Below are 22,428 nucleotides of genomic sequence, written 5' to 3' on the forward strand. Positions count from 1 at the left end.
CAGATTCAATTCCTATCTTTCGTCTCTGCGCCTATGGCTGATTGCCAGATAGGCTGCCAATAAGATTCCTGATACAATTGCTGCAACGCCCTGAACAGGCGCCCTGTCACCAGTCTTTGGAAGTCCGGCTAATGGGATGTTTCCGTCGTCAATGGATACAAGGTTTGTATTTTCCGGCAGGTTCGCCAGAGGAACTGGTACTGGCTCAATGGTAACAGTTGTGTCACCAGGGCCTCCTGCCTGGCGGGTACCGGTTGCTCTTGGACCGCCGCCGGAGCTGCCTCCGCTGCTTCCCCCACTGCTTCCTCCGCCGTTGTAACTCCATAATGCGGTATATACTGCATTTTCTGATACGGTCTTCGCAATTTCTTTATTCCAGCCAATAAAACTGTAGTTACCGTTTGCTGTAGTCTGCCCTTCAAAAGCAGGAACCGCATCGCCATAGCTGAGACCTGTGTTAGTTTGTGCATTGAATGAGCCATGCTCTCCTGGATTATAGGTTATAGCAAACTGCTGCTTAAAGTAAACCCGGAGCACCATGCCGCCATCGCCTGCCACTGCTGCCTCAAATACATTGGCTGCATTTGAATCAAGTATATATCCGCTCAATGCTGCCTTATCAGAATCGGTTACGGCTGCCAGCGCATCCGTTGTTCCTGCTCTCAATGAGGAATTATTAGCCTTCTCCGGATACTTTCCTTTACTCTCGTAATAGAATTCCACTGTATATTTTGTGCTGGTTGAAGAGATCCATTGTGCTACATACGTGTTGTCTGTTGTAACAACCGGCTCAGGTTTGGGACTCCAGCCTGCGAATACATATCCTGGCTTACCCATGGGCGTCCCGTCATATTCCGGAGTTGCTGTGTTATAATCCAGACCTTCCGCTTTCTGAATCGCAAAGGTTCCCTGGGTACCAGGCGCATAAGTTACTGTGAACTGCTGTTTGAAGTAAACCTTAAGAACCAGACTTCCATCTCCGGCAATTGTTCCACCCAATACATTTTCTTTTGCCTCGTCAAACACGTAACCTGGTTTCTTTGTTTGCCTGTCATCAGCCGTCACCTCAGCCTTAGATTCCGTATAACCATTTCTGGTATACGAATAGGTTGGCTGCTCTGCATATTCTCCATTTACCTGATAATACAGGTCTACAATATAATTAACCTGCACCGGATCATAATAAACATTTATTACATTGTTTTCTCCGGTTATAACCGTAGGCAGTTCTGGATTGTATGGCGTATCTGATAATTTGTATCCAGCCTTTTCCTTTAACGTTACCTCATTAACAGTTGGGTCAGCTACCAATACTTTCTGGTTTTCTTCTGCCCCTGCATCCTCACTGTTATTATAGAAATATTTGATTTTGTAATTCAGAGTCTGATTCTCATCTATTTCATAATATACAGTTTTTTCGTTAGGGCCTGCTGAGGTGATTGTCATGCTTTCCGGCTGCTCAGCCATCAGCTTATACCCGGTTGTGGTTGTTAGCGGATTGATCCAGGTTACTTCTCCTACGGGTGCACTTGCTGTCAGAGCCTCAAGACCGGGCACCGCAGTTGTAGTATCTTTGATATAGTAATTGACCCTATAATCAAACTTCTGGGTATCATCAATCTCATAATAAACCGTCTTTTCGTTGGAACCTGCTGAGGTGATTGTCATGCTTTCCGGCTGTTCCGCCATCAGTTTATAACCAGTTTTGGTCTTTGGCACATTAGTCCAGGTAAATTCCCCTACCGGTTTCTTTCCTGTCAGAGCTTCAAGTCCGGGTACCCCAGTTGTGGTATCTTTGATATAGTAATTCACACTATAATCAAAATTCTGGGTTTCATCAATCTCATAATATACTGTCTTCTCGTTGGGGCCTTCTGAGGTGATTGTCATGCTGGCTGGCTGATCGGCCATCAGCTTGTAACCGGTTGTCGTCTTTGAAGCATTGCTCCAGGTAAATTCCCCTACCGGTTCACTTCCTGTCCGAGCATCAAGACCTGGTACCGCAGTTGTGGTGTCTTTGATATAGTAATTGACTCTATAATCAAATTTCTGAGTTTCATCAATCTCATAATACACCGTCTTTTCGTTGGGACCTGCTGCTGTGATTGTCATGCTTTCCGGCTGTTTTGCCATCAGTTTATAGCCAGTTGTAGTCTTTGGCTCATTCCTCCAGGTTATTTCCCCTACCGGTTCACTTCCTGTGATGGACTTAAGACCTGGCACTGCTGTTGTGGTATCTTTAATAAAGTAATTCACCGTATAGCCAAACTTCTGGGTATCATCGATCTCATAATACACCGTCTTCTCGTTAGGACCAGCTGACGTGATTGTCATGCTGGTTGGCTGGTCGGCCATCAGCCTGTAGCCGGTTGGGGTCTTTGACATATTAGACCAGGTAAATTCCCCTACCGGTTTCTTTCCTGCCAGGGCTTCAAGACCAGGTACCGCGGTTGTGGTATCTTTGATATAGTAATTCACCCTATAATCAAAATTCTGGGTTTCATCGATCTCATAATATACGGTCTTCTCGTTGGGGCCTTCTGAGGTGATTGTCATGCTGGTTGGCTGATCGGCTGCCAGCTTATAGCCGGTTACAGTCTTGGGGTCATTTTTCCAGGTAAATGTTCCTACTGGTTTACTTCCTGTCAGTGGTGTAAGACCTGGTACTCCAATTGTAGTATCTTTGATATAGTAATTTACCGTATAACCAAACTTCTGCGCTTCATCAATCTCATAGTATACTGTTTTCTCGTTAGGACCAGTGGAGGTGATTGTCATGCTTTCCGGCTGACCATCCACCAGCTTATAGCCGGTTGCGGTCTTAGATTCATTTTTCCAGTTAAATGTTCCTACCGGTTCACTTCCTGTCAGTGGCGTAAGACCTGGTACAACAGTTGTAGTATCTTTGATATAGTAGTTTACTGTATAGCCAAACTTCTGGGTCTCATCAATCTCATAGTAAACCGTTTTCACATTGGGACCATCTGCCGTGATTGTCATGCTCGTCGGCTGCTCAGCTACCAGCTTATAGCCGGTTGCGGTCTTTGGCTCATTTTTCCAGGTGAATGTTCCTACCGGTTCACTTCCTGTCAGTGGCGGAAGACCTGGCACTCCAGTTTCAGTATCTTTGATATAGTAGTTTACTGTATAGCCAAACTTCTGCATTTCATCAATCTCGTAGTATACCGTCTTCTCGTTGGGACCAGCGGCTGTGATTATCATGCTTTCCGGTTGTTCCTCCACCAGTTTATAGCCGGTTTTGGTCTTTGGCTCATTTTTCCAGGTGAATTCACCTACCGGCGCTTTTCCTGTCAGAGGCGGAAGACCCGGGACTGCAGCTGTTGTTCCTTTAATAAAATAACTCACTGTATAGTCGAACTTCTGGGTTTCATCAATTTCATAATATACCGTTTTCACGTTGGGACCGGCTGCCGTAATTGTCATGCTATTTGGCTGCCCGGCCATCAGCTTGTAGCCGGTTTCTGTTTTTGGTATATTCGTCCAGCTGAATTCCCCAACCGATGCTCTTTCTTTCAGAGCCTTAAGACCGGGTACTGCTGTTGTGGTATTTTTGATATAGAAATTCACTGTATAGTCGAATTTCTGAGTATCATCAATCTCATAATATACCGCTTTTACATTGGGACCGGCTGACGTGATTGTCATGCTTTCCGGCTGACCAATCATCAGCCTGTAGCCAGTTTCTGTCTTCGGCTCATTCCTCCAGCTGAATTCCCCTGCCGGTGCTTTTCCTGCCAGAGCAGTAAGACCTGGTACTGCTGTTGTGGTTCCCTTAATATAGTAATTCACCGTGTAGTCAAACTTCTGGGTTTCATCAATCTCATAATACACTGTCCTTACGTTAGAACCAGCTGCCGTGATTATCATGCTGGTCGGCTGTCCTGCCATCAGCTTATAGCCAGTTTCTGTCTTTGGAGCATTCACCCAGCTGTATACCCCAACTGGTGCTTTTCCTGACAGAGCTGTAAGACCTGGTACCGGGACTGTGGACCCCTTAATCAGGTAATTCACAGTATAGCCAAACTTCTGGGTTTCATCGATCTCATAATATACTGTCCTGACGTTAGGACCAGCTGCCGTAATTGTCATGCTATTCGGCTGCCCAGCCATCAGCTTATAACCGGTTTCTGTCTTCGGCTCATTCCTCCAGCTGAATTCCCCCACTGTTGCACTTCCCGTCAGTGGCGTAAGGCCTGGGACTGCTGTGGTAGTATTTTTGATATAGTAGTTTACTGTATAACCAAAGGTTTGGGCTTTATCAACCTCATAGTACACCACTTTTACGTTTGGTCCAGCTGCAGTGATTGTCATGCTTTCCGGCTGTCCGGCCATCAGCTTGTAGCCAGTTACTGTCTTCGGCTCATTCCTCCAGCTGAATTCCCCTACTGGTGCACTTCCTGTCAGTGGCGTAAGACCTGGGACTGCTGTTGAGGTTCCCTTAATATAGTAATTCACAGTGTAGTCAAACTTCTGGGTTTCATCAATCTCATAGTACACCGTCTTCTCGTTTAATCCATCTGCCGTAATTGTCATGCTGGTCGGCTGCTGTGAGCTGGTCACCAGCCTGTAGCCAGTTGTCGTCTTAGTTGCATTACTCCAGGTAAACGTTCCTACCGGCGCACTTCCTGACAGTGGTGCAAGCCCTGGTACTGCTGTTGTGGTTCCATTAATATAGTAATTTACCGTATAACTAAACTTTTGGGTTTCATCCGTCTCATAGTACACCGTTTGCACGTTGGGACCAGCTGACGTGATTGTCATGCTTATGGGCTGTTCGGCCATCAGCTTATAGCCGGTTGCTGTCTTTGGCTCATTTTTCCATGTGAAGGTTCCTACTGGTGCACTTCCTGTCAGTGTTTTAAGACCTGGCACCGCAGCCGTGGTTCCCTTGATATAGTAATTCACCGTGTAGTCAAACTTTTGGGTCTCATCAACCTCATAGTACACCGTTTGCACGTTGGGACCAGCTGCTGTAATTGTCATGCTGGTTGGCTGAGGCAAGCTGGTCACCAGCTTGTAGCCGGTCGCTGTCTTCGTAACATTACTCCAGGTAAATGTTCCTATCGGCGCTTTTCCATTCAGAGATATTAGCCCTGGTACTGGTGTTGTGGTTCCCTTGATATAGTAATTCACTGTATAGCCAAACTTCTGGGTTTCATCAATCTCATAGTACACCGTCTGCACGTTGGGGCCAGCTGCTGTGATTGTCATGCTCGCCGGCTGTTGCGAACTGGTTACCAGTTTGTAACCGGTTGTGGTTACCGGCTCATTCTTCCAGGTAAATGTTCCAACCGGTGCACTTCCTGTCAGAGCCGCAAGCCCTGGTACTGGTGTTGTGGTTCCCTTGACAAAGTAATTCACCGTATAACCAAATTTCTGGGTTTCATCAATCTCATAATACACCGTTTGCTCGTTGGAACCAGCCGCTGTGATTGTCATGCTGGTCGGCTGGGACGGACTGGTCACCAGCTTGTAGCCGGTTGCCGTCTTTGGCTCATTTTTCCAGGTAAATGTTCCTACCGGTGCACTTCCCGACAGAGCCACAAGACCGGGCACTGCTGCTGTAGTCCCCTTAATATAGTAATTTACCGTATAACCAAACTTCTGCGTGTTATCTACTACAAACCTGGCATAGAAAGTAGTACCGTCTCCCCAGCCGGCGGCCGGACGTTCCGGTGTGTACCTGGCTAAATCAGATACCAGAACCGTACACGCTGCATCACTATACCAGCCACTAAGTTTATACCCCTTATCCGGAGTTGCCACAGCACCTTTGGAGACCCCAATGTCCGGATTTAAATATTCATTGGCTGGAGAAACGTTTCCTTCTCCCACTGCCTGAAACTTAATCTGAACACTGTTTTTTAACCTCCATTGTGCATACAACGTGACTGTGTTGTCCGCACCGGAATGATTGGCAGATATAAAATCCTTTGTAAGACTGAATGAGTCTCCTTCATTAAAAGCTACTCCTTTTCCATCAGGACTTGTATTCCAACCATTGAATACATATCCATCTTTCTTTAATGGAAGCCAGGTTCCGCCTTCATACCCGCCTGCTTTCGCTACAGTAACATTGGCATTCAGATCATATCCCTGACCATCTGGAGTTAAGCCGCCAGTATTGCCATTTCCAGCATAATCAACATAATAGCTCTCTTTATTTCGAATGATGCCATCTACATGCCAGCCTTCCGTTCCACAAGCTGCTGACTCGTATTTTATAACATACCATTCAATATACTCATTTTTCTTAAGATTTTTATCTTCCCAGCTGGCAGTAACCTGATAAAACTTATCATTTAAATTCGCCTGTACATTGTCTTTTCCTGTTACTGTTATTAAGGGGTTGATATAATTTAATAGATTATCACCCGAGCCTATGGTTTTAAAATATTGACCGTAATCCTTATAAATAAATTCATAGCTGCGACTGGTCTGGTTTCTTGGCTCTGCCGGCAAATCTCCGCCATCATTTAAAACCGCCACCCACAACCGGCCTGACGCGCTGCCACTGGTTTGTGCCCAAACCGCATATAAAGTCTTCGCTTTCGCGGTTTCATTGGAATCTATTGTGAAGGTGTCTGTATAAACTTCATTATATCCTGCATTCCCCTTAGAAGTTATTTTACCTCCATCCGGAGAATCGCTCCAACCCATAAATTTGTAATTGGCTCTGGTTAAGCTGCTGCCATCTGGTAATTCAATGGAATCCCCTGGTTTTGCAATTTTTGAAGATACGGATCCCTGACCGCCATTGGCATCAAACTGGACTGTTATACCATTCTCCGAATACCATAAATAAATGCTGTTCTTACCCAGATCTATCCAGTTAGATGATGAAGTTTTATAATAAAAAGTATAATCCAATAAACCAACCTCACATCGGAGAGATTGGATCACGGAACCGCTTTGGAAATTGCTTCCGACAGTGGCCTTATCAAAGGTATATCCACTTACATCAGGTGCAATATCTTTTATTGGTACAGATTTTCCAAAGGATAGACTATCATAACGTGTAGCATCTGTTCCAATAGGAACCGCCGCCCCATTATCATATTTTACTAAATTTAAAGGTAGACGTTTACTTCCCCAAAAATTACTAAATACGATGGTATAGGTTGAAAAATGTTCCGCCTCAAACGTAATTTCATGAATTCCTTTATTTTCCTGAACATTTAATTCCTCTGAAACGGGCTCTACAGAAGCCACATCTGCCGCTGTCACTTTTGCCTGCGGTTCATCTTCCTTCGTTGTGGCAACATAAACTACCTCAACCGTATTCGCTTCCTTGCTGTGATTCTCCATGGGAGTTCCGGAAAACGTCACCTGCACAGAACCATTCCAGATCTGGTTATCCAGTTTGTTGCCGCTGCGGTCAAGAAGGTCAATATTATAAGATAAAGAGCTGATTACCTCTTTAGCCTCTCCATCCTCTTTTGACTGAGCCTCAACCTTCTCTTTCACTGCATCCCCAATGCCGGTAACAACGAATGCTGTTGCTTTTACGCCTGCGGGTAATACCCCTTCCGGTGCATGCAAACGAATAACGGTACCATCTTCCATAACAAGCTGGGAAGAAAATTCCGGATGTTCTCCAGTTTCCGACATATGAACTTCTATTTCCTGATCCTCATAAATCTCTGGAACAGAATACCAGGCGGTCTTTGAACCATCTGTATTATCTGTTTCCGATTCAGATTTCAATGATTGTCCATTTGCCGTTACACTCTCAATCCCATATCCAATCTGATTCTTAACGCCAAAGGTCAGCTCCTGACCTTCCTCAACTCCCCTTGGTCCTTCAATAATACGGGCACTGGCTTCCGGATTGATTGTATATGAAATCTTATATCCATCATAGTCTTCCAGCGCTTTTAGCTGATTAATTGTGACCGTATATGCTTTGGCAGTGGAACAATATCCAATACCAACCAAATCCGCTGTTCCGGCTGGAGAAGCCTTTGTATCTGGGTTTGGCGTCTCTGGTTCCGGCTTACTTTCCGAAGGAGAAGCCGTTCCGGCAGCTGTATTGGCCGTACTCCCTGCCGTGTTCTTGCCTGCTGACGAAGACTGGGTTTCTGCAGGAGCCTGGGTGGTTTCAGGCTGGGTTTCAGGCTGGGCGGTTTCCATCTGGGTTGATTCAGCCTTTTGAGTCTCAGTCTGTGTTGACTCAGCCTTTGAGGGCTCAACCTGTGTTGTCTCTGCCTGTTTTGTCTCGACCTGTTCTATTTCGGCTTTGGTCGACTCCTCTGTCTCCTCCGATTCTCTCACATTCTCAGGATCAACAGCAGCTGTCTCTTCAATGACTTCTGCGGCTTGCGTTACCTCACCATTTTCTTTGGCAGCAACTACCGGTGCATTGTGGCGAATAATAGAAGCCACTGGCTCAGAGACTTTGCTCTCAGGAACCGGAATCTCTTCCAAATCAGCTGCTTCTCTCACTGTTTCCTCTGCCGGAGCCTCTGTCTGACTTTCTTCTGGAGCAGATATTGTCTCCTCTGGCAGTTTTGACGTCGTCTCTGGTACTGATGTGGTCTCCTCCGGTGCTATTGTGGTTTCAACCGGTGCTGATGTGGTCTCCTCTGCTGCTGTAGTTTCCTTCACAGGTACAGTCTCAACTGCTTTCCCAGCCTCTGCAGGAGTTGCTGTTTCCGGCACCTTTGTTTCTCCGGTTACAGCTGGTTGTTCTGGCTTTGTAACAACATTTACTTCCTCTTTACCAAATGCTGATTCATAACTCCTTACCGTTATGCGGTTGGTCTTTTTCACCTTTTCTACGCCGTTATCCATCCTGGTAATTTCTGTGGAACAGCTAATGGTATTTTCCCCGTTATTAACGTACAGGAAAACAATTTCTTCATCGCCGGTTACCATATACATGTCATCAGCATTTTCCGGTATGCGGACAAACACACGAAGCTGTGCATCTACACCTTCGCCCTCAAGTTCAGGAAAGGCTTCGTAAATCTTACCTTTTCCAAAAAACAGTTCCTTAAATTCCGCAATTTTACCATTGGTGAAATCCAGATCCTCTGCTGTCACCTCATCCCCATTAACAATCGCATCTTCAATGGCTTTGATAAGCTGCGATCCCCCCACTGAGAATGTAACGGACTCCGATGAACTGGCTGCATACACCTGATTAGTGTCTGCACCTACATTGGCCAGTATCATGGCCGCAGCAAGCAAAAATGCCAGTAATCGTTTTTGAAAACAGTATAATGTCCGCGACGGTATCCTAGATCTTTTTCTTTTTTTCATACATAAACATTTCTCCTCTCATAATATTTTTCCATAATAAGGATAAAATGCCAAATTACTGCATAAGTATATGAAACGGCATTTTTCCATTCTGGTACGTTCTAAAAAACATATTTTGTAATATTATATGATAGGAATGTCAAATTTAATCCAACTTTGTACAAGGAATGCTAAATAATGCTATATTTTCCAGGTACTTTTTATTTGTCTGCATTGTTAAGGGAAAAGATTGATAAAGTAGGACAACCCATATCCCCAACCCCTCCCCTGGAATCTTTCAGATTTAACAATCGTCGCCATGTTTTATATAATAAAAAATACCTTGATTGCAAAGCACAAACTCATATTTGTGCTTTGCAATCAAGGTATAAAACAACTACAAATTGTAAAACGTCCTCCCAGTGATACGGGAGGACGTCTCTTAATTTGTTACATCTGAAAAGACACGGCTCATTACCATATCTTTTATTCCATCTTTATCCACTTCCAAAGCTGCTGCCAGCTCACCATATAACAGATCCTCTGCCTTATTAAAATAGAAATCATCCTTTGCAGTGTTCTTTTTGCCTTCTGCAAGCCTCTTTCTTTTTTTCAAATACAGAGTCTTTACAATCTGCATCCATCCGGCACATTCACTTTTTAACATGATTGCCTTAAAAATGCATTCCCGTTCTCTTTCATCCAATACCCAGATTGCTTCGATGCTGGGGATCTGATCGATGAGATCCATTGCTTCCTCCCTGGTAGCAGCGGCTCTGATAGCTGTTTTTCGGTTATCAACAGGTGTGTAAACGGCACTTTGGTGCTCCTCGTAAAGAGGCTTCAGGGTATAATAGGTCCTCTCCTCATCTGCCTCATACATGCGCAGATTCCCTATTTCCTTTACCTCACAGATCCCATGGTTGCCGAATACTACTAAATCATTTACCTGAAACATCATTCATTCCTCCTGTCAGAATACCAACACACTGTTACAATAAAAAATTAAACGCTATACTACTAGTGTAACACTTTTTCAGGTATTTTGTCAGTGTTTTTTAGATTTACTCCTATTTTTGTGAAATATAACCAAGGGTACCCCCTGCGTTATTTGTGCATTTTACTAATTTATCAGAAAATAAACACCCAAAACTGTCTGTATTTTTTTACTGTCAGATAGTTTTGGGTGTTCCTCTTATTCACTATTCTTTATTTCTTCTGAGCTGCCAGCTTTACAGCTGCACTTGCTCCAACGCGATGACATCCTGCCTCAATAAAGGCTCTTAAATCTTCCAGCGTCCGGACACCGCCAGCTGCTTTAATCTTTACATCTGGTCCAATGTGCTTTTTAAATAACTCGATATCTTCCAGAGTCGCTCCGCCTGTTCCAAATCCGGTGGAGGTCTTGATATAATCGGCTCCTGCTGCAGTTACAGCCTTGCACATGGCGATTTTTTCTTCTTCTGTTAAATAGCATGCTTCAATGATAACTTTTAAAACCTGATCGCCAGCGGCCTTCTTCAGTTCTGCTATTTCTTCTTCTACCTTCTTATATTCACCATTTTTCACATCACTGATATTGACTACCATGTCAACTTCCACAGCTCCGTCTTCAATGGCCTTTTTCGTCTCCAACACCTTGGATTCTGTCACGGAATATCCAAGAGGAAAACCTACTACAGTACAAATCGCAAGAGTCGGAAATTCCTTGTGTACGCGGCTGATATAGCAGGGGGGAATGCAGACAGTCGCTGTTTTATATTCCACCGCCTCCCTGCACAGTTCTTCAATATCTTCCCATGTGGCAAACGCCTTTAACTGGGTATGGTCTACATAACTTAACATCTCTAAATCGGTCATTGTTTTATCCTTTCTATCCTATCAGGTTTTTCACGCCTTCTCTGGTAACTCTGGCATAAATCAGAGGCTCCTCCTCCGGTTTTTCATCGGCAATGGTAACCGCTTTTAAGAATTCCTCTTCTGCGGCATCAAACAGTTCCTGCCTCGAGGTGTAGAGCACGGCAATGGTTTCACCTTCTTCCACTTCCTGACCTACCTTTTTCTTCAGAGCGATACCAGCTGTATAATCGATGAGACTTTCCTTGGTGACTCTTCCTGCTCCCAGCATGGAAGAAGCAATTCCGCACTGCTCCGTGTTCATATGAACCAGATATCCCTTCTTCACTGCATTAATTTCTCTTTCATAAGGCGCTTTTGCAAAGAGAGAGGGATCTAAGATCACAGATGGATCTCCGCCCTGTGCCTTTACCATGGCTGCCAGCCGGTTTAAGGCACTGCCGTCCGCTATGGTTTTCTCTGCCATGGCAAAACACTCCTCCGGGGTTCCCTTACCAGCCAGCCACAGCATTCCGGATGCCAGATTTAAACATACCTCTGTCAAATCCTTTGGTCCTCTGCCCTTTAAGGTCTCTACTGCTTCTATCACCTCCAGGCTGTTGCCGATTAAATTGCCCAGGGGAATATCCATATTGGTAATGAGAGCCATGGTCTTCTTTCCCGCATGCTCTCCGATCGCCACCATCTTCTCTGCCAGAGTGACAGAGTCCTGAAGCGTCTTCATAAATGCACCGCTTCCGGTTTTCACATCAAGAAGAATACAGTCGCTTCCTGCTGCCAGCTTCTTACTCATAATGGATGCCGCAATCAGGGGAATGCTTTCCACCGTAGCAGTTACATCTCTGAGCGCGTACAGCTTTTTATCTCCAGGTGCCAGATTACCGGACTGTCCGATAACTGATAAACCTGTGGTGTTGACAACCTCAAAGAATTCTTCCTCAGTCAGTGTGGTTCTCATGCCTGGAATGGATTCCAGCTTATCCACAGTCCCGCCTGTATGGCCAAGTCCTCTGCCGGACATCTTTGCAACCTTAACGCCGCAGGACGCTACAATGGGAGCCACCACCAGAGTGGTTTTATCACCAACACCTCCAGTGGAGTGCTTATCCACCTTGATTCCCTGAATGGGAGTTAAGTCCACCATATCGCCGGAATGAGCCACTGCATCCGTAAGGATTGCTGTTTCCGTATCACTCATCCCTTTAAAATAGATTGCCATCAGCATGGCAGACATCTGATAGTCCGGGATTTCTCCCAGTACATAGCCATCTATCATGGAACGGATCTCTTCCTCTGTCAGAGTTTCTCCATTACGCTTTTTTGCAATTAAATCATACATCCTCATATTACTTAAAACCTCCCTCATTTTTTCAGTCGGAATTTAAATCCTTCTTTGTAAATCCCAGGGGAAGCAGTTCCTTTAATGTATAAATAACAGTCTCTTCTTCTGCTGCCAGGATTACCTGAAATTCATCCGGGTCACAGAATTCTGCCATAACCTGACGGCAGACTCCGCAGGGAGCGCAGATGCCTCCCTTTGCCCCTTTTTTATTTCCTACAATGGCAATGGCATCAAATTCCGTCACGCCCTCAGATACTGCTTTGAAAAATGCAGTGCGTTCCGCACAGTTGGTAGGCGAAAAGGATGCATTCTCAATGTTGCACCCAAGATACACAGTTCCGTTCTTTGCAAGAAGTGCAGCACCTACCATAAAACCAGAGTAAGGAACATAAGCCCTTTTCTGTGCACGATAGGCTTCCTCTTTCAGCAGCCTGATCGTCGTATCATTCAGCTTCAATCAAACACCTCCTGTTATTTTGCTACTTCACCTAAAAAGCTGGTTCCGGCAATCTCACCCTTTAATCCAAACAAATCCAGTACCGTCGCCGCGATATCAGCAAAGGTATCTCTTGTTCCAATGGAAACTCCGGCTTTAATTCCCTGTCCGTAAATTAACATGGGGGTATATTCTCTGGAATGATCGGTGCTTGGAGTTCCGGGATCACAGCCATGATCTGCTGTAATGATTAAAACGTCATCCGGTCTCATGGCTTCCATAAACTGCCCAAGCTGAACGTCAAATTCCGTGGCTGCTCTTGCATAACCCTTTACGTCGTTACGATGGCCGTAAACCATATCAAAATCCACCAGATTGACAAAGCAAAGACCATGGAACTCATCCTGCTGTGCTTTTAAGGTCTGAATCATACCATCATTATTGTTAACGATGGTTGTGGTTTTCTGAATGCTTTTCCCTGCAAAAATATCGTAGATTTTTCCCACTCCGATGGTATCAAGGCCCGCTTCATCCAGGCAGTCAAGCATGGTCTTTGCTGGCGGAAGAAGGGAAAAGTCATGGCGGTGGGGCGTTCTTTTATAATCAGGATATTCGCCGGCAAACGGTCTGGCAATCACTCTGCCTACGCTGTGTTTTCCTGTTAAAATTTCTCTGGCGATCCTGCAGTAACGGTACAATTCTTCCAACGGCACCACTTCCTCATGGGCAGCGATCTGAAACACACTGTCTGCAGAAGTATAAACAATTAAATCCCCTGTCTCCACATGCTGTTTTCCAAAATCCCGGATTACATCTGTGCCGGAATAAGGTTTATTGCAGAGAATTCCTCTTCCTGTCTGCTTCTTAAATTCATCAAGAATCTCATCAGGAAAGCCTTCCGGATAGGTTGGAAGAGGCTCCTGGGAAATAATTCCTGCAATCTCCCAGTGGCCGATGGTGGTATCCTTACCCTGGGACCGCTCGGTCATTCTGCCATAGGAGCCCGCTGGTTCTTTCTCTTTCTCACCGGCTGTTACACCGTCAATATTAAACATACCAAGTTTTTTTAAGTTCGGCGTATCAAATTCCTCTGCTTTTGCAATTGATCCAAGGGTGTTGCTTCCCTCATCGTGGAACTTTGCCGCATCTGGAGCTTCGCCGATACCGAAACTGTCCAGTACAATGATAAATACTCGTTTGGTTTCTGACATATTCATTCCTCCTGTTACGAAAAGGGATTGCTTTGCAATCCCTTTGTCACTACATCAAATTTTCTCAAAACGCTCTACATCTGTAACAAATATGGTAGCCCCGCCAAGTTCGACTGTCATGGGCATCATCATATATCCCGCCGAAACGGACGCGATATTCGGTGCAGGAACGTTGCATGTAATTTTCTGGCGCTTTCCGCAGGTATCCTTGATCAGTGTGATGACTTCTTCTACCTGTCCGTCTTCAGTACCGATCATCAATGTTGAGTTGCCTTTTTTTAAGAAACCGCCTGTTGTGGCAAGTTTTGTGACACTGAACTGGTGCTCATTCAGAACGTCGGTCACCCGGTTTCCATCATCGGAACTGACGATTGCATAAACAATTTTCATATCTAACACCTCGCTGTCTTATTTGGCAAAACTTCATCCATTCAGATACCATTATTATAAATCATAATCTCCAAAATAGAAACAGCTAATCATAAAATAAATGCCAATTTTCTGTTAAATTTTCAGATTTTCCATCTTTTCTATCAGCTTTTTGTAAATTCGTTCTTTCATCCAGGGCTCATTTACCGCTTCCAGACAATCTTTTAATGAGAACCAGCCCACTTTACTGTTCTCGTCTTCCTTCGTTCTGATCTCCTCCCTGTCATCACCTTTCAGTAAATAAGTCACGTTTAAATGCAGATGGGAAGGGACGTATAACCCCTTCTTTTCGTGACCGTCTACGGTTAAGACTTCAAGAGAAAATATCTGGTCCATTACCGGTGTCACTGTTTTAATTCCCGTTTCTTCCCTGGCTTCTCTTATGGCAACAGACAAAAGATCCTTTTCCCCGTCTGCGTGGCCACCGGTCCACGCCCAGGAATGATAAATATTATGATATGCCATTAAAACACGGTCCATGGCCTGGTTTACCACCCAGCCGGAAGCAGAAAGATGAGCTTCCTCATTTTCCCGGAAGAAAATACGGTCTCCTTCAGATAAGCATTTAAGAATCAGCTTTTTGTCCGCTTCCTCCTGTTTATTTATGGGCACAAATTCTTCCAGTTCTTTTTTTAACGTTCTTTCGTCCTTCATCCAATCACAGCCTTTCCTTTTCCTTTGATTATTTCAGTCATACTCCCTCTGTCTGTTGATATATTTAAATAGAACGACTCTATGGGAGGTAAGAAATGGATCTTTCCGCACTTGTTTTTTCTGACAAATCCCCCTGGCCTGATGTTGAAATCGTAACGGTCAATGAACTTTATGCCACAGCCATGCTTTCCAACATCGGTGCCTGTAATTCGGAAATGTCCGCAATCAGCTTATACGTTTACAACAGCATGATCACGAAACGGTATTTTTACGATATCGCAGAATGTTTTCACAGAATCAGTGTGGTAGAAATGCACCATCTCAATGTTTTCGGTGAGCTTTGTATCATGCTGGGAGCAGATCCACGGCTTTGGAGCTGGCAAAACGGCCGCATGAGATACTGGACTCCTGCCTGCAACCGTTATCCCACCAATATCAGCGCTCTTGTTGCCAATTCCTTAAACGGCGAGCTGGAGGCAATCAGAAAATACCAGCAGCAGTGCCTTTGGATTAACGACTTCCGCATCAAAGCCATCTTAAACCGGATTATAGCAGATGAATTATGCCATGTACAGATTTTCCGCCTGATGCTTGCCGAACTAAACGATGATCCTTTTGAACTGCCATACGAATACAGAGCCTGTGAGGAGGACCGCAAAAAACCCTGCGATCCCCCAAAACCATGCTGAAATCATAACTTAGGGAGGGTCTCATCCGCAGCTTTTCGGATCTCCAGACCTTCCTGATATCCCTTTTCCATCTTGTGTCTTGCTTTCCTGTTTTCCACGGTATCAAAGAGAATGGAAAAATCATAATCTTCCGGATACAGCTGTTCTGCCGAAACCAGAAGTTTCAGTCGTTTATGGTTAATCCAGATTTTTTTATCCGGCATCTGAACCCGTACTACGCCTTTCTCATTGACCGTGGTGCAGACAATCCCTATTTTCTTGTCTGGCAGAATCATCACACTGTCTCCAAGGGTGAATTTTGTCTGCATTGCAATCTGATTCTCTGTTACTTTCTTTATTTTTTCAATTCTGGGACCACCCGGTCTTTTCTCTGCTTCCCTGTATTTGCCGGACTCCGGTTCTGTCTCCGGTAACCCGTAGGCGTACTGCTCAGCCCGTCTGATCATTCGCTCCGGCATTCCCAGTCTGCCTGCAATATAAAGTGCACAGCTCTCTCCTGCTTCTCCGATTTCCAGTCTGTAGAGCGGTCTTAAGGATTCCCGGTCAAATGCCATGCGTGCATTGGTGATTCCCTCCGCTTCTTTTGCGTAGGTTTTTACTTCCGGATAATGGGTGGTTGCTAAAAACAGACAGCCGCATCTTCTTAATTCCTCCAGTATGGAGATGGCAATTCCCATACCTTCTGCCGGATCGGTTCCGGAGCCCAGCTCATCCAGTATGACAAGACTTTCCCTGTCTGCCTTACTAAGAATGTCCAGTACATTTACAATGTGAGAGGAAAATGTGGATAAGTTTTCCGTAATATTCTGTCCGTCTCCAATGTCACAGAGCACCTGGTTAAACAGGCTGATCTGTCCTTCTTTGCATGGGATATGAAGTCCGCACTGAGCCATGAGGGAGAACAGGCCTACGGTCTTAATGGAGACAGTCTTGCCTCCTGTATTTGGTCCGGTTATAACAATTCCTCTTCCGTTTTTCCCCAGTTCAAAGTTTAAAGGAACTACCTGCTCCGGGTTCATAAACGGGTGGCGTCCCTCAGTGATCCGTATGATCCGCTCTGTGAAAATCTCCGGTTCCACTCCCTTCATATCTGCACTGAGCTTTCCCTTTGCAAAAAGGAAATCCAGTTTTTCCAAAACCTTCCTGTTCTCTGTAAGGACCGGCAGCTGCTCTTCTACCTGAGCAGTAAGGGTATAAAGAATTCTTCTGGTTTCATTCTCCTCTTCAATTTTCAGACTCTCCAGCTCTCCATTTAGTGCCGCGATGGCTGAGGGCTCTATAAATAGTGTGGAACCAGTGGAGGACTGATCGATCACACTGCCAGGTACTGCCAGCTTATACTCCTTTTTCACCGGGAGGCATACTTTGCCGTTTCTGATGGTGATATACGAATCTGAAAAGAACTTTTTATTGGTTCTTAGCATGGATTCCGCCTTTGTTCTCAGCTTCTCTTCCATTCGTACAATCTCCTGGCGGACGTTTTTTAAATACTTGCTGGCAGAATCGTCCACCCGTTTGTTTCTGATGCTTTCAAACAATTCCCTTGCCAGACTCTCCAGGGGATCTAAGTTTTCTTCATAATAGGCAAGGCTCAGTTCTAAATATTTGCATCGGTTTAAGAAATCCTTATACCGTTTTACGCCTGTGAGCATAGTTCCCACTGATTCCAGATCCTCTGGCATCAGAATACCTTCCTGCATCACTGATCTAAAAATAGCCGTCATACCATTCATCGCTACTGCAGGAGGCTGACCCATACGGTCCAGGATCATTCTTGCCTGGGTGGTATCCCGGAGATTTTTCCTTACTTCTGCTTCTTTTAACTCAGGTGTTAAATTCCTGATCTGCTCTTTTGCGCCTTCTGTAAGCGCCAGTTCTTCCAGTTTCTCTATAATCCGGTTAAATTCTAATATTTGAAATGTGTGATTCATGTTATTCTCCTGTCTTATCTTTTTTTAACGATAAAAGATTCATGGAGCAATCAGCCAGGCCGGTTTTGATACACAAAAAAGACCTGCAAGACTACAAATCCCAGTCTTACAGGTCTAAAATCCTGTCAGTCAGTTTTGTATCTTCATGGGCTAAACAGGTACACAAAACAAAGGAATGCATAATCCGCCTTCCTGTCCGGGTTTCCTGTTCACATTATGATTCTGATTTACGCTCCATGATTTGACACAATTAACATAAACACACTTCCTACTTTCTTTAATGCTTCTACTATATCATAAATGCTGTTGTCCGGTCAATCCCTTTTTCTGGTACCAGCGGGCAAGCATATGAAGTTCCTTTTCATTTAAACAATTGATTAAAGTTCCATCTTTCATCCGATTCAGACATTCCTCATAATCCATCCAGAGTACTGATTCCACCTCTTCCTTCTGAAGTACAAGCTGACGTTCATCCACCATTTTTTCATAAACATAGACGTGGCTGATTTCATGATTGCGAAACATCCGTCCGTAAAATACAGCGTCTTCCTGTTCCTCATGAAGCCCTACAAAGGTAAGTTCTTCTGGCGCTGCATTAATCCCAAGTTCTTCTGACAGTTCTCTGACCGCCGATATAAGGAAATCATCACCTGCCGGAATATGTCCGGCTGAAGAAATATCATAACAGCCCGGATAAGCATCCTTGCCTGCACTGCGTTTTTGCAAAAGCAGGTCAAATCCGCTTTTCTCATTGGGTCTTACTACCCATACGTGGGATGTTCCATGAAGCATACCGTCTCGGTGCATCATGAAGCGGGCACGAACGTTTCCGGTTGTGCAGCCATTCAAATCCCGTTCTTCTAAAAGCTCTAACGGTGATCCGTTTAATACTGCCGCCTCTAAACTGTCTTTGCAATACTGCAGTTTCAGGGAGAAAAATGGAATCTCATCCTTTAGCAGTTCAAAAAAGATCCGGTCTCCTTCCCATATGGGAAGGCTGTCAATTTTTTCAACCGGCACCCATTCAAGAACACCCTCCTGACAATCCATAAGTGAACCTTCATAGCTGTCAGCTGTATATAAAAACATATATTCATCAGGATACTGATCTGATACAAAGGTGATAAACCCTCTGAGTCGATAGGACAGTAACGTCAGGCCGGTTTCTTCCTTTACCTCTCTTAAAAGACAATCTTCCGGGCTTTCCCCTTCCTCCAGATGGCCTCCGACTCCCAGCCATTTATCCTGATTGATATCATTCTTCTTTTTAATGCGGTGAAGCATGAGATATTGATCCTCTTTTTCGATGTAGCAAAGGGTTGTTAAGCTATGACGCTCCATGTGGGTTTTCTCCTTACTTCTTCTCTGTTAAAACTGCATTCTCATTGATGGAAGCGGCCGTCTCCGGTATCTCTTCCAAGGTGTTGCGAACCTCCACCTGCACCACACAGTTGGTTTTCCTTCCATCGTAAATTACCGGAACCCGGTATGTACCTGCTTTATTCCAGTCGCACTGGCTGACATCAAAGGTGAAGCCGGAAAGTTGGTAGTTATCCTTATTAAAATACCGTTCTGCCTGCAAATCAGGCGCTGTTCCAAGAACGGTTTTTGCGTAATATGTAGTCATGGTATTGTCATCGAAGATCGGCTCTGCTCTACCCTTTAAGGTCTGGAACAATAAGACAAGAACCAGTACTAAAACGATAGTCCCGAACAATGTTAAGTGTAAGTGAAATTTCCTTTGCTTCATCTAGGCCTCCAAACTCATATCCAATTTTACCCTGCGACAGCCTTCAGGAAACCTTTGCTTCATGAAAAAAGCTGCGTTTAAGGCAGCGCAGTCCTATATTATCTTACCATATAATTTCCATCCTGACATCTATTGAATTATTACAATTTCATAAAATTATCGTAAAGAAGTTCCTTTTGTGTCACTGTGTTGTGGTAACGTAAAAAACTCCCCGCCGCTGTACCGGTGAGGAGTTATCATTCATTCTGTATTCTTACTATTTTAGCTGTTCTTCTGGCTGTCTGCATAATAGCCCATCGCTTTACTTAAAAAAGCGGATAATCCCTCAGCATACTGATCTATATTCTGAGTAAAGCGTGAGTCTGATATATAAAGCTGACCCAGGCCTGCAAATGCTTCCAGAGTATAGGTAACCCCAAAGCTCTCATTGAAAAAACGGAACATGCTATTGATTGCATTTTGTACCACTTCTGATTCAGGTGCTTTCCTGCAAAGCTTTGCCAGCTCACGAAACATCTGATCCATATTTTCAAATACCTGATTCTGTTCCTCTTCGGTCATGGAATCCATCTTTTCATTGCTTTGGTCCACGGCCTCGTTTCCCCACAGGCGTCTGGCTTCTTCTTCATATGGGTTGTGTTTTTTCCCAAACCCATAAAATTTTTCCGACTGCATCATTTTTTTATCTCCCTTCCATGATTTCATTGTCTTATCAAGAGTTTTCAGCATGGCATTAATACGCTTTTGTTCCTGCAGCAGACAATCCCTTTGCAGTACAAATGCTTTTTCCCGGTCAAAATTTGGATTGGCAAGAAATCCCTTGATTTCAGTAAGGGAAAATCCGCATTCCTTGAAAAATAAAATCTGCTGCAGCAGATCTAAGTCCTCATCGGAATAGTTCCTGTAACCATTATCCGGATCACGGTCTGGACACAGCAGACCAATCTTGTCATAGTGATGCAAAGTACGCACACTGATACCGGTAATACCGGCTGCTTCCCTGGTGTTCATAGAAAATACCTCCTGACATTTACAATCATAGAGTATGACGCAGCGTTGTAGTCAATCCTTTTTTTATATTATTTTTCTAACTCCTATTATGCACAAAAAAACGAACCTCCCACCCAATAAATACGATCGGGCTGAGCGGTTCATTTCATTTTGCTAATAATTTATAAATCTTTTACTGCCTTTAAATATGAGTCCATATGGTTCTGAAAAGCATGTAATGTTTTGTCAAGAGATCCTGAACGGCAGGCATCAATAATCAACTTATGTTCGTCAAATTTTTCTTTCTTAATACCTAATGTGGAAATATCCTTATTCATTGCGATCAGCAATTGAAAATATTGATTTTCTAAAATTTCAGCCCGCCGGAAGCTCTTTGACTTTTTCCAGAAAAATTCATGAAAAGCCAGGTCGTTGGAATTAAAAATAAAATTCTTTTCCTTATCATCAATGACATTGTCACGATCGGACTTTATCATATCATTATTTAAAGTCTCCAGATAATCTAAATCCTGCTCCTGCAGCAGGGATTTTTCAAAAATTATGGTAAGAATCTGCATTTCAAGTGGAATCCGAATGGAAAAGACCTCTGCAATATCTTCATAATCCATCTCCAGAATCTGGCTGCCCTTCTTAGGAGAAAAAGTCAGGATCCCCCTCATATTAAGTTCTCTTAAAGCCTCTCTGATAGGCGCCCTGCTGATCTGTAGTTCTTCCGATACGTCGGTTTCCACCAATCTGTCACCGCTTTTTAATTCTCCAGTCAAAATCTTGTTTTTTATATAGGAAACGACTATTTCACTTAGATTTGCCTTTGAATATGTAATCATATGGCTTATTTTATCGTATGAATTACTTATCATAATATCCACCTCTCAATATAGATTCTATCACTAACAGAATATTATACTATAGATGTAAGACAAATCATATGAATAATTAAATATTCTGACAATGCTTTTTAGCAAAATTAATAAACAGTTCCTGAGCAGGAGTTAAAATCATATCTTTCTTTTGCACACAAAAAATATTTCTGCTTAACAATTCCGATTCGATTTCCACAACGTTAATCAGATTCAAATGATTGTAGATCTGTACTGCTGTTTTTGAAACAAAAGAAATTCCCATTCCCTGTGCTACAGCTTCGATAATTCCCTGAGTATTACTAAAATAAGCAATGGTTTTTAAATCTTTTGCTGAAAGTCCATGCTTACCAAAGAATGCTTCCATCTCTGATCTGGTGCCAGATCCCCCTTCTCTCATAATAAAATTTTTTTCAGCAATAAATTTTATTATCTCCTCTGCCTTCCGGCTGCCGTCGTACTTCATTGCTAAGGGTAATATCAAAACCAATTGATCCTTATATAATGGCGTCTGGGTATAACGACCGTTTTCACTTTCCATTCCTACAAATCCGATATCATACTGGTATTTAATCAGTTCCTCAAAGACTTCCCCGCTGTCTTTCTGATATAAATGGAACACGATATTGGGATATTCCTTATTGAAATCTGCTATCACCTGAGGCAAAATATACTGAGCCGGAACGCTGGAGGCCAAAATGTTGACTTCACCCGTACATTCTCTTGAAAATTTACTCATTTCATATAAAGACTGATCCCTGATTGCCAGCATTTTTTGAGCATACTCATAGAAATGAATCCCTGCTTTGGTGGGATATACCTTCTTTGTGGAACGGATAAACAGTTGAGTTCCAATATCTTTTTCCAGTGCATTAATCTGGCTGCTCAGTGCCGGCTGAGTTAAGAATAAGGATTCAGAGGCCTTTGAAAAACTTTGAAGCTTTGAAATCTGCACGAATGCTTCTAATTGTTTAAATTCCATATGCCCCTCTTC

Annotated in this window: 15 protein-coding genes; 1 reads left to right on the top strand and 14 read right to left on the bottom strand. The window is 43.8% G+C overall.

The annotated features are described in order from the left end of the window. Positions 1 to 12 precede the first annotated feature (12 nt). The 8 genes from BXY41_RS11705 to BXY41_RS11740 all read right to left on the bottom strand — a co-directional run bounded on the left by BXY41_RS11705 (position 13) and on the right by BXY41_RS11740 (position 15,193). A complete protein-coding gene (locus BXY41_RS11705) occupies positions 13 to 9,285 on the bottom strand; it encodes a doubled motif LPXTG anchor domain-containing protein (protein WP_104437019.1) in 9,273 nt (3,090 codons plus the stop codon). Between the two features lie 421 nt (positions 9,286 to 9,706). Next, entirely contained in the window at positions 9,707 to 10,225 is a 519-nt protein-coding gene (locus BXY41_RS11710; protein ID WP_242980172.1) for a CarD family transcriptional regulator, read from the bottom strand. 248 nt (positions 10,226 to 10,473) lie between these two features. Further along, the gene (gene deoC / locus BXY41_RS11715) at positions 10,474 to 11,124 is read right to left on the bottom strand and encodes a deoxyribose-phosphate aldolase (RefSeq protein ID WP_104437021.1); all 651 of its coding nucleotides are present in this window, start codon (positions 11,122 to 11,124) and stop codon (positions 10,474 to 10,476) included. A 13-nt stretch (positions 11,125 to 11,137) separates the two neighbouring features. Beyond that, positions 11,138 to 12,466, bottom strand: coding sequence for a pyrimidine-nucleoside phosphorylase (locus BXY41_RS11720; RefSeq protein ID WP_104437022.1), 1,329 nt, complete (start codon positions 12,464 to 12,466; stop codon positions 11,138 to 11,140). A gap of 25 nt (positions 12,467 to 12,491) precedes the next feature. Beyond that, entirely contained in the window at positions 12,492 to 12,920 is a 429-nt protein-coding gene (locus BXY41_RS11725) for a cytidine deaminase (RefSeq protein ID WP_104437023.1), read from the bottom strand. A gap of 14 nt (positions 12,921 to 12,934) precedes the next feature. After that, on the bottom strand, positions 12,935 to 14,110 hold the full coding sequence (locus BXY41_RS11730; RefSeq protein WP_104437024.1) for a phosphopentomutase: 1,176 nt from the start codon (positions 14,108 to 14,110) through the stop codon (positions 12,935 to 12,937). 54 nt (positions 14,111 to 14,164) lie between these two features. After that, positions 14,165 to 14,500: a cyclic-di-AMP receptor gene (locus BXY41_RS11735; RefSeq protein ID WP_104437025.1), complete on the bottom strand. Its 336-nt coding sequence runs from the start codon at positions 14,498 to 14,500 to the stop codon at positions 14,165 to 14,167. Between the two features lie 114 nt (positions 14,501 to 14,614). Next, positions 14,615 to 15,193 (bottom strand): NUDIX hydrolase, encoded by a 579-nt coding sequence (locus BXY41_RS11740; protein WP_104437026.1) that lies wholly within the window; start codon positions 15,191 to 15,193, stop codon positions 14,615 to 14,617. Between the two features lie 95 nt (positions 15,194 to 15,288). Between BXY41_RS11740 and BXY41_RS11745 the strand changes: the two genes are divergently transcribed. Further along, a complete protein-coding gene (locus tag BXY41_RS11745; RefSeq protein WP_104437027.1) occupies positions 15,289 to 15,882 on the top strand; it encodes a ferritin-like domain-containing protein in 594 nt (197 codons plus the stop codon). A gap of 2 nt (positions 15,883 to 15,884) precedes the next feature. On the opposite strand, the gene BXY41_RS11750 is transcribed toward BXY41_RS11745, so the two are convergent. From BXY41_RS11750 to BXY41_RS11775, 6 genes are all read right to left on the bottom strand, one after another. After that, positions 15,885 to 17,813, bottom strand: coding sequence for an endonuclease MutS2 (locus tag BXY41_RS11750; RefSeq protein WP_104437028.1), 1,929 nt, complete (start codon positions 17,811 to 17,813; stop codon positions 15,885 to 15,887). A gap of 294 nt (positions 17,814 to 18,107) precedes the next feature. After that, complete coding sequence (locus BXY41_RS11755) at positions 18,108 to 19,154, bottom strand: NUDIX domain-containing protein (RefSeq protein ID WP_104437029.1); 1,047 nt, start codon at positions 19,152 to 19,154, stop codon at positions 18,108 to 18,110. Between the two features lie 13 nt (positions 19,155 to 19,167). Then, on the bottom strand, positions 19,168 to 19,563 hold the full coding sequence (locus BXY41_RS11760) for a ty transcription activator TEC1 (RefSeq protein ID WP_104437030.1): 396 nt from the start codon (positions 19,561 to 19,563) through the stop codon (positions 19,168 to 19,170). A gap of 261 nt (positions 19,564 to 19,824) precedes the next feature. Further along, entirely contained in the window at positions 19,825 to 20,574 is a 750-nt protein-coding gene (locus BXY41_RS11765) for a MerR family transcriptional regulator (RefSeq protein ID WP_104437031.1), read from the bottom strand. Positions 20,575 to 20,735: 161 nt separating this feature from the next. Then, positions 20,736 to 21,434, bottom strand: coding sequence for a GntR family transcriptional regulator (locus tag BXY41_RS11770; RefSeq protein ID WP_104437032.1), 699 nt, complete (start codon positions 21,432 to 21,434; stop codon positions 20,736 to 20,738). A 76-nt stretch (positions 21,435 to 21,510) separates the two neighbouring features. Beyond that, complete coding sequence (locus BXY41_RS11775) at positions 21,511 to 22,416, bottom strand: selenium metabolism-associated LysR family transcriptional regulator (RefSeq protein WP_104437033.1); 906 nt, start codon at positions 22,414 to 22,416, stop codon at positions 21,511 to 21,513. Positions 22,417 to 22,428: the final 12 nt, after the last annotated feature.

The organism is Lacrimispora xylanisolvens, from assembly GCF_002934545.1.
Classification (GTDB): Bacteria; Bacillota; Clostridia; order Lachnospirales; family Lachnospiraceae; genus Lacrimispora; species Lacrimispora xylanisolvens.

Excerpts from the sequence above, each read along its gene's own strand:
- BXY41_RS11705 (WP_104437019.1), bottom strand. The coding sequence starts at position 9,285 with ATGAAAAAAAGAAAAAGATCTAGGATACCGTCGCGGACATTATACTGT.
- BXY41_RS11710 (WP_242980172.1), bottom strand. The coding sequence starts at position 10,225 with ATGATGTTTCAGGTAAATGATTTAGTAGTATTCGGCAACCATGGGATC.
- deoC (WP_104437021.1), bottom strand. The coding sequence starts at position 11,124 with ATGACCGATTTAGAGATGTTAAGTTATGTAGACCATACCCAGTTAAAG.
- BXY41_RS11720 (WP_104437022.1), bottom strand. The coding sequence starts at position 12,466 with ATGAGGATGTATGATTTAATTGCAAAAAAGCGTAATGGAGAAACTCTG.
- BXY41_RS11730 (WP_104437024.1), bottom strand. The coding sequence starts at position 14,110 with ATGTCAGAAACCAAACGAGTATTTATCATTGTACTGGACAGTTTCGGT.
- BXY41_RS11735 (WP_104437025.1), bottom strand. The coding sequence starts at position 14,500 with ATGAAAATTGTTTATGCAATCGTCAGTTCCGATGATGGAAACCGGGTG.
- BXY41_RS11740 (WP_104437026.1), bottom strand. The coding sequence starts at position 15,193 with ATGAAGGACGAAAGAACGTTAAAAAAAGAACTGGAAGAATTTGTGCCC.
- BXY41_RS11745 (WP_104437027.1), top strand. The coding sequence starts at position 15,289 with ATGGATCTTTCCGCACTTGTTTTTTCTGACAAATCCCCCTGGCCTGAT.
- BXY41_RS11750 (WP_104437028.1), bottom strand. The coding sequence starts at position 17,813 with ATGAATCACACATTTCAAATATTAGAATTTAACCGGATTATAGAGAAA.
- BXY41_RS11755 (WP_104437029.1), bottom strand. The coding sequence starts at position 19,154 with ATGGAGCGTCATAGCTTAACAACCCTTTGCTACATCGAAAAAGAGGAT.
- BXY41_RS11760 (WP_104437030.1), bottom strand. The coding sequence starts at position 19,563 with ATGAAGCAAAGGAAATTTCACTTACACTTAACATTGTTCGGGACTATC.
- BXY41_RS11765 (WP_104437031.1), bottom strand. The coding sequence starts at position 20,574 with ATGAACACCAGGGAAGCAGCCGGTATTACCGGTATCAGTGTGCGTACT.
- BXY41_RS11770 (WP_104437032.1), bottom strand. The coding sequence starts at position 21,434 with ATGATAAGTAATTCATACGATAAAATAAGCCATATGATTACATATTCA.
- BXY41_RS11775 (WP_104437033.1), bottom strand. The coding sequence starts at position 22,416 with ATGGAATTTAAACAATTAGAAGCATTCGTGCAGATTTCAAAGCTTCAA.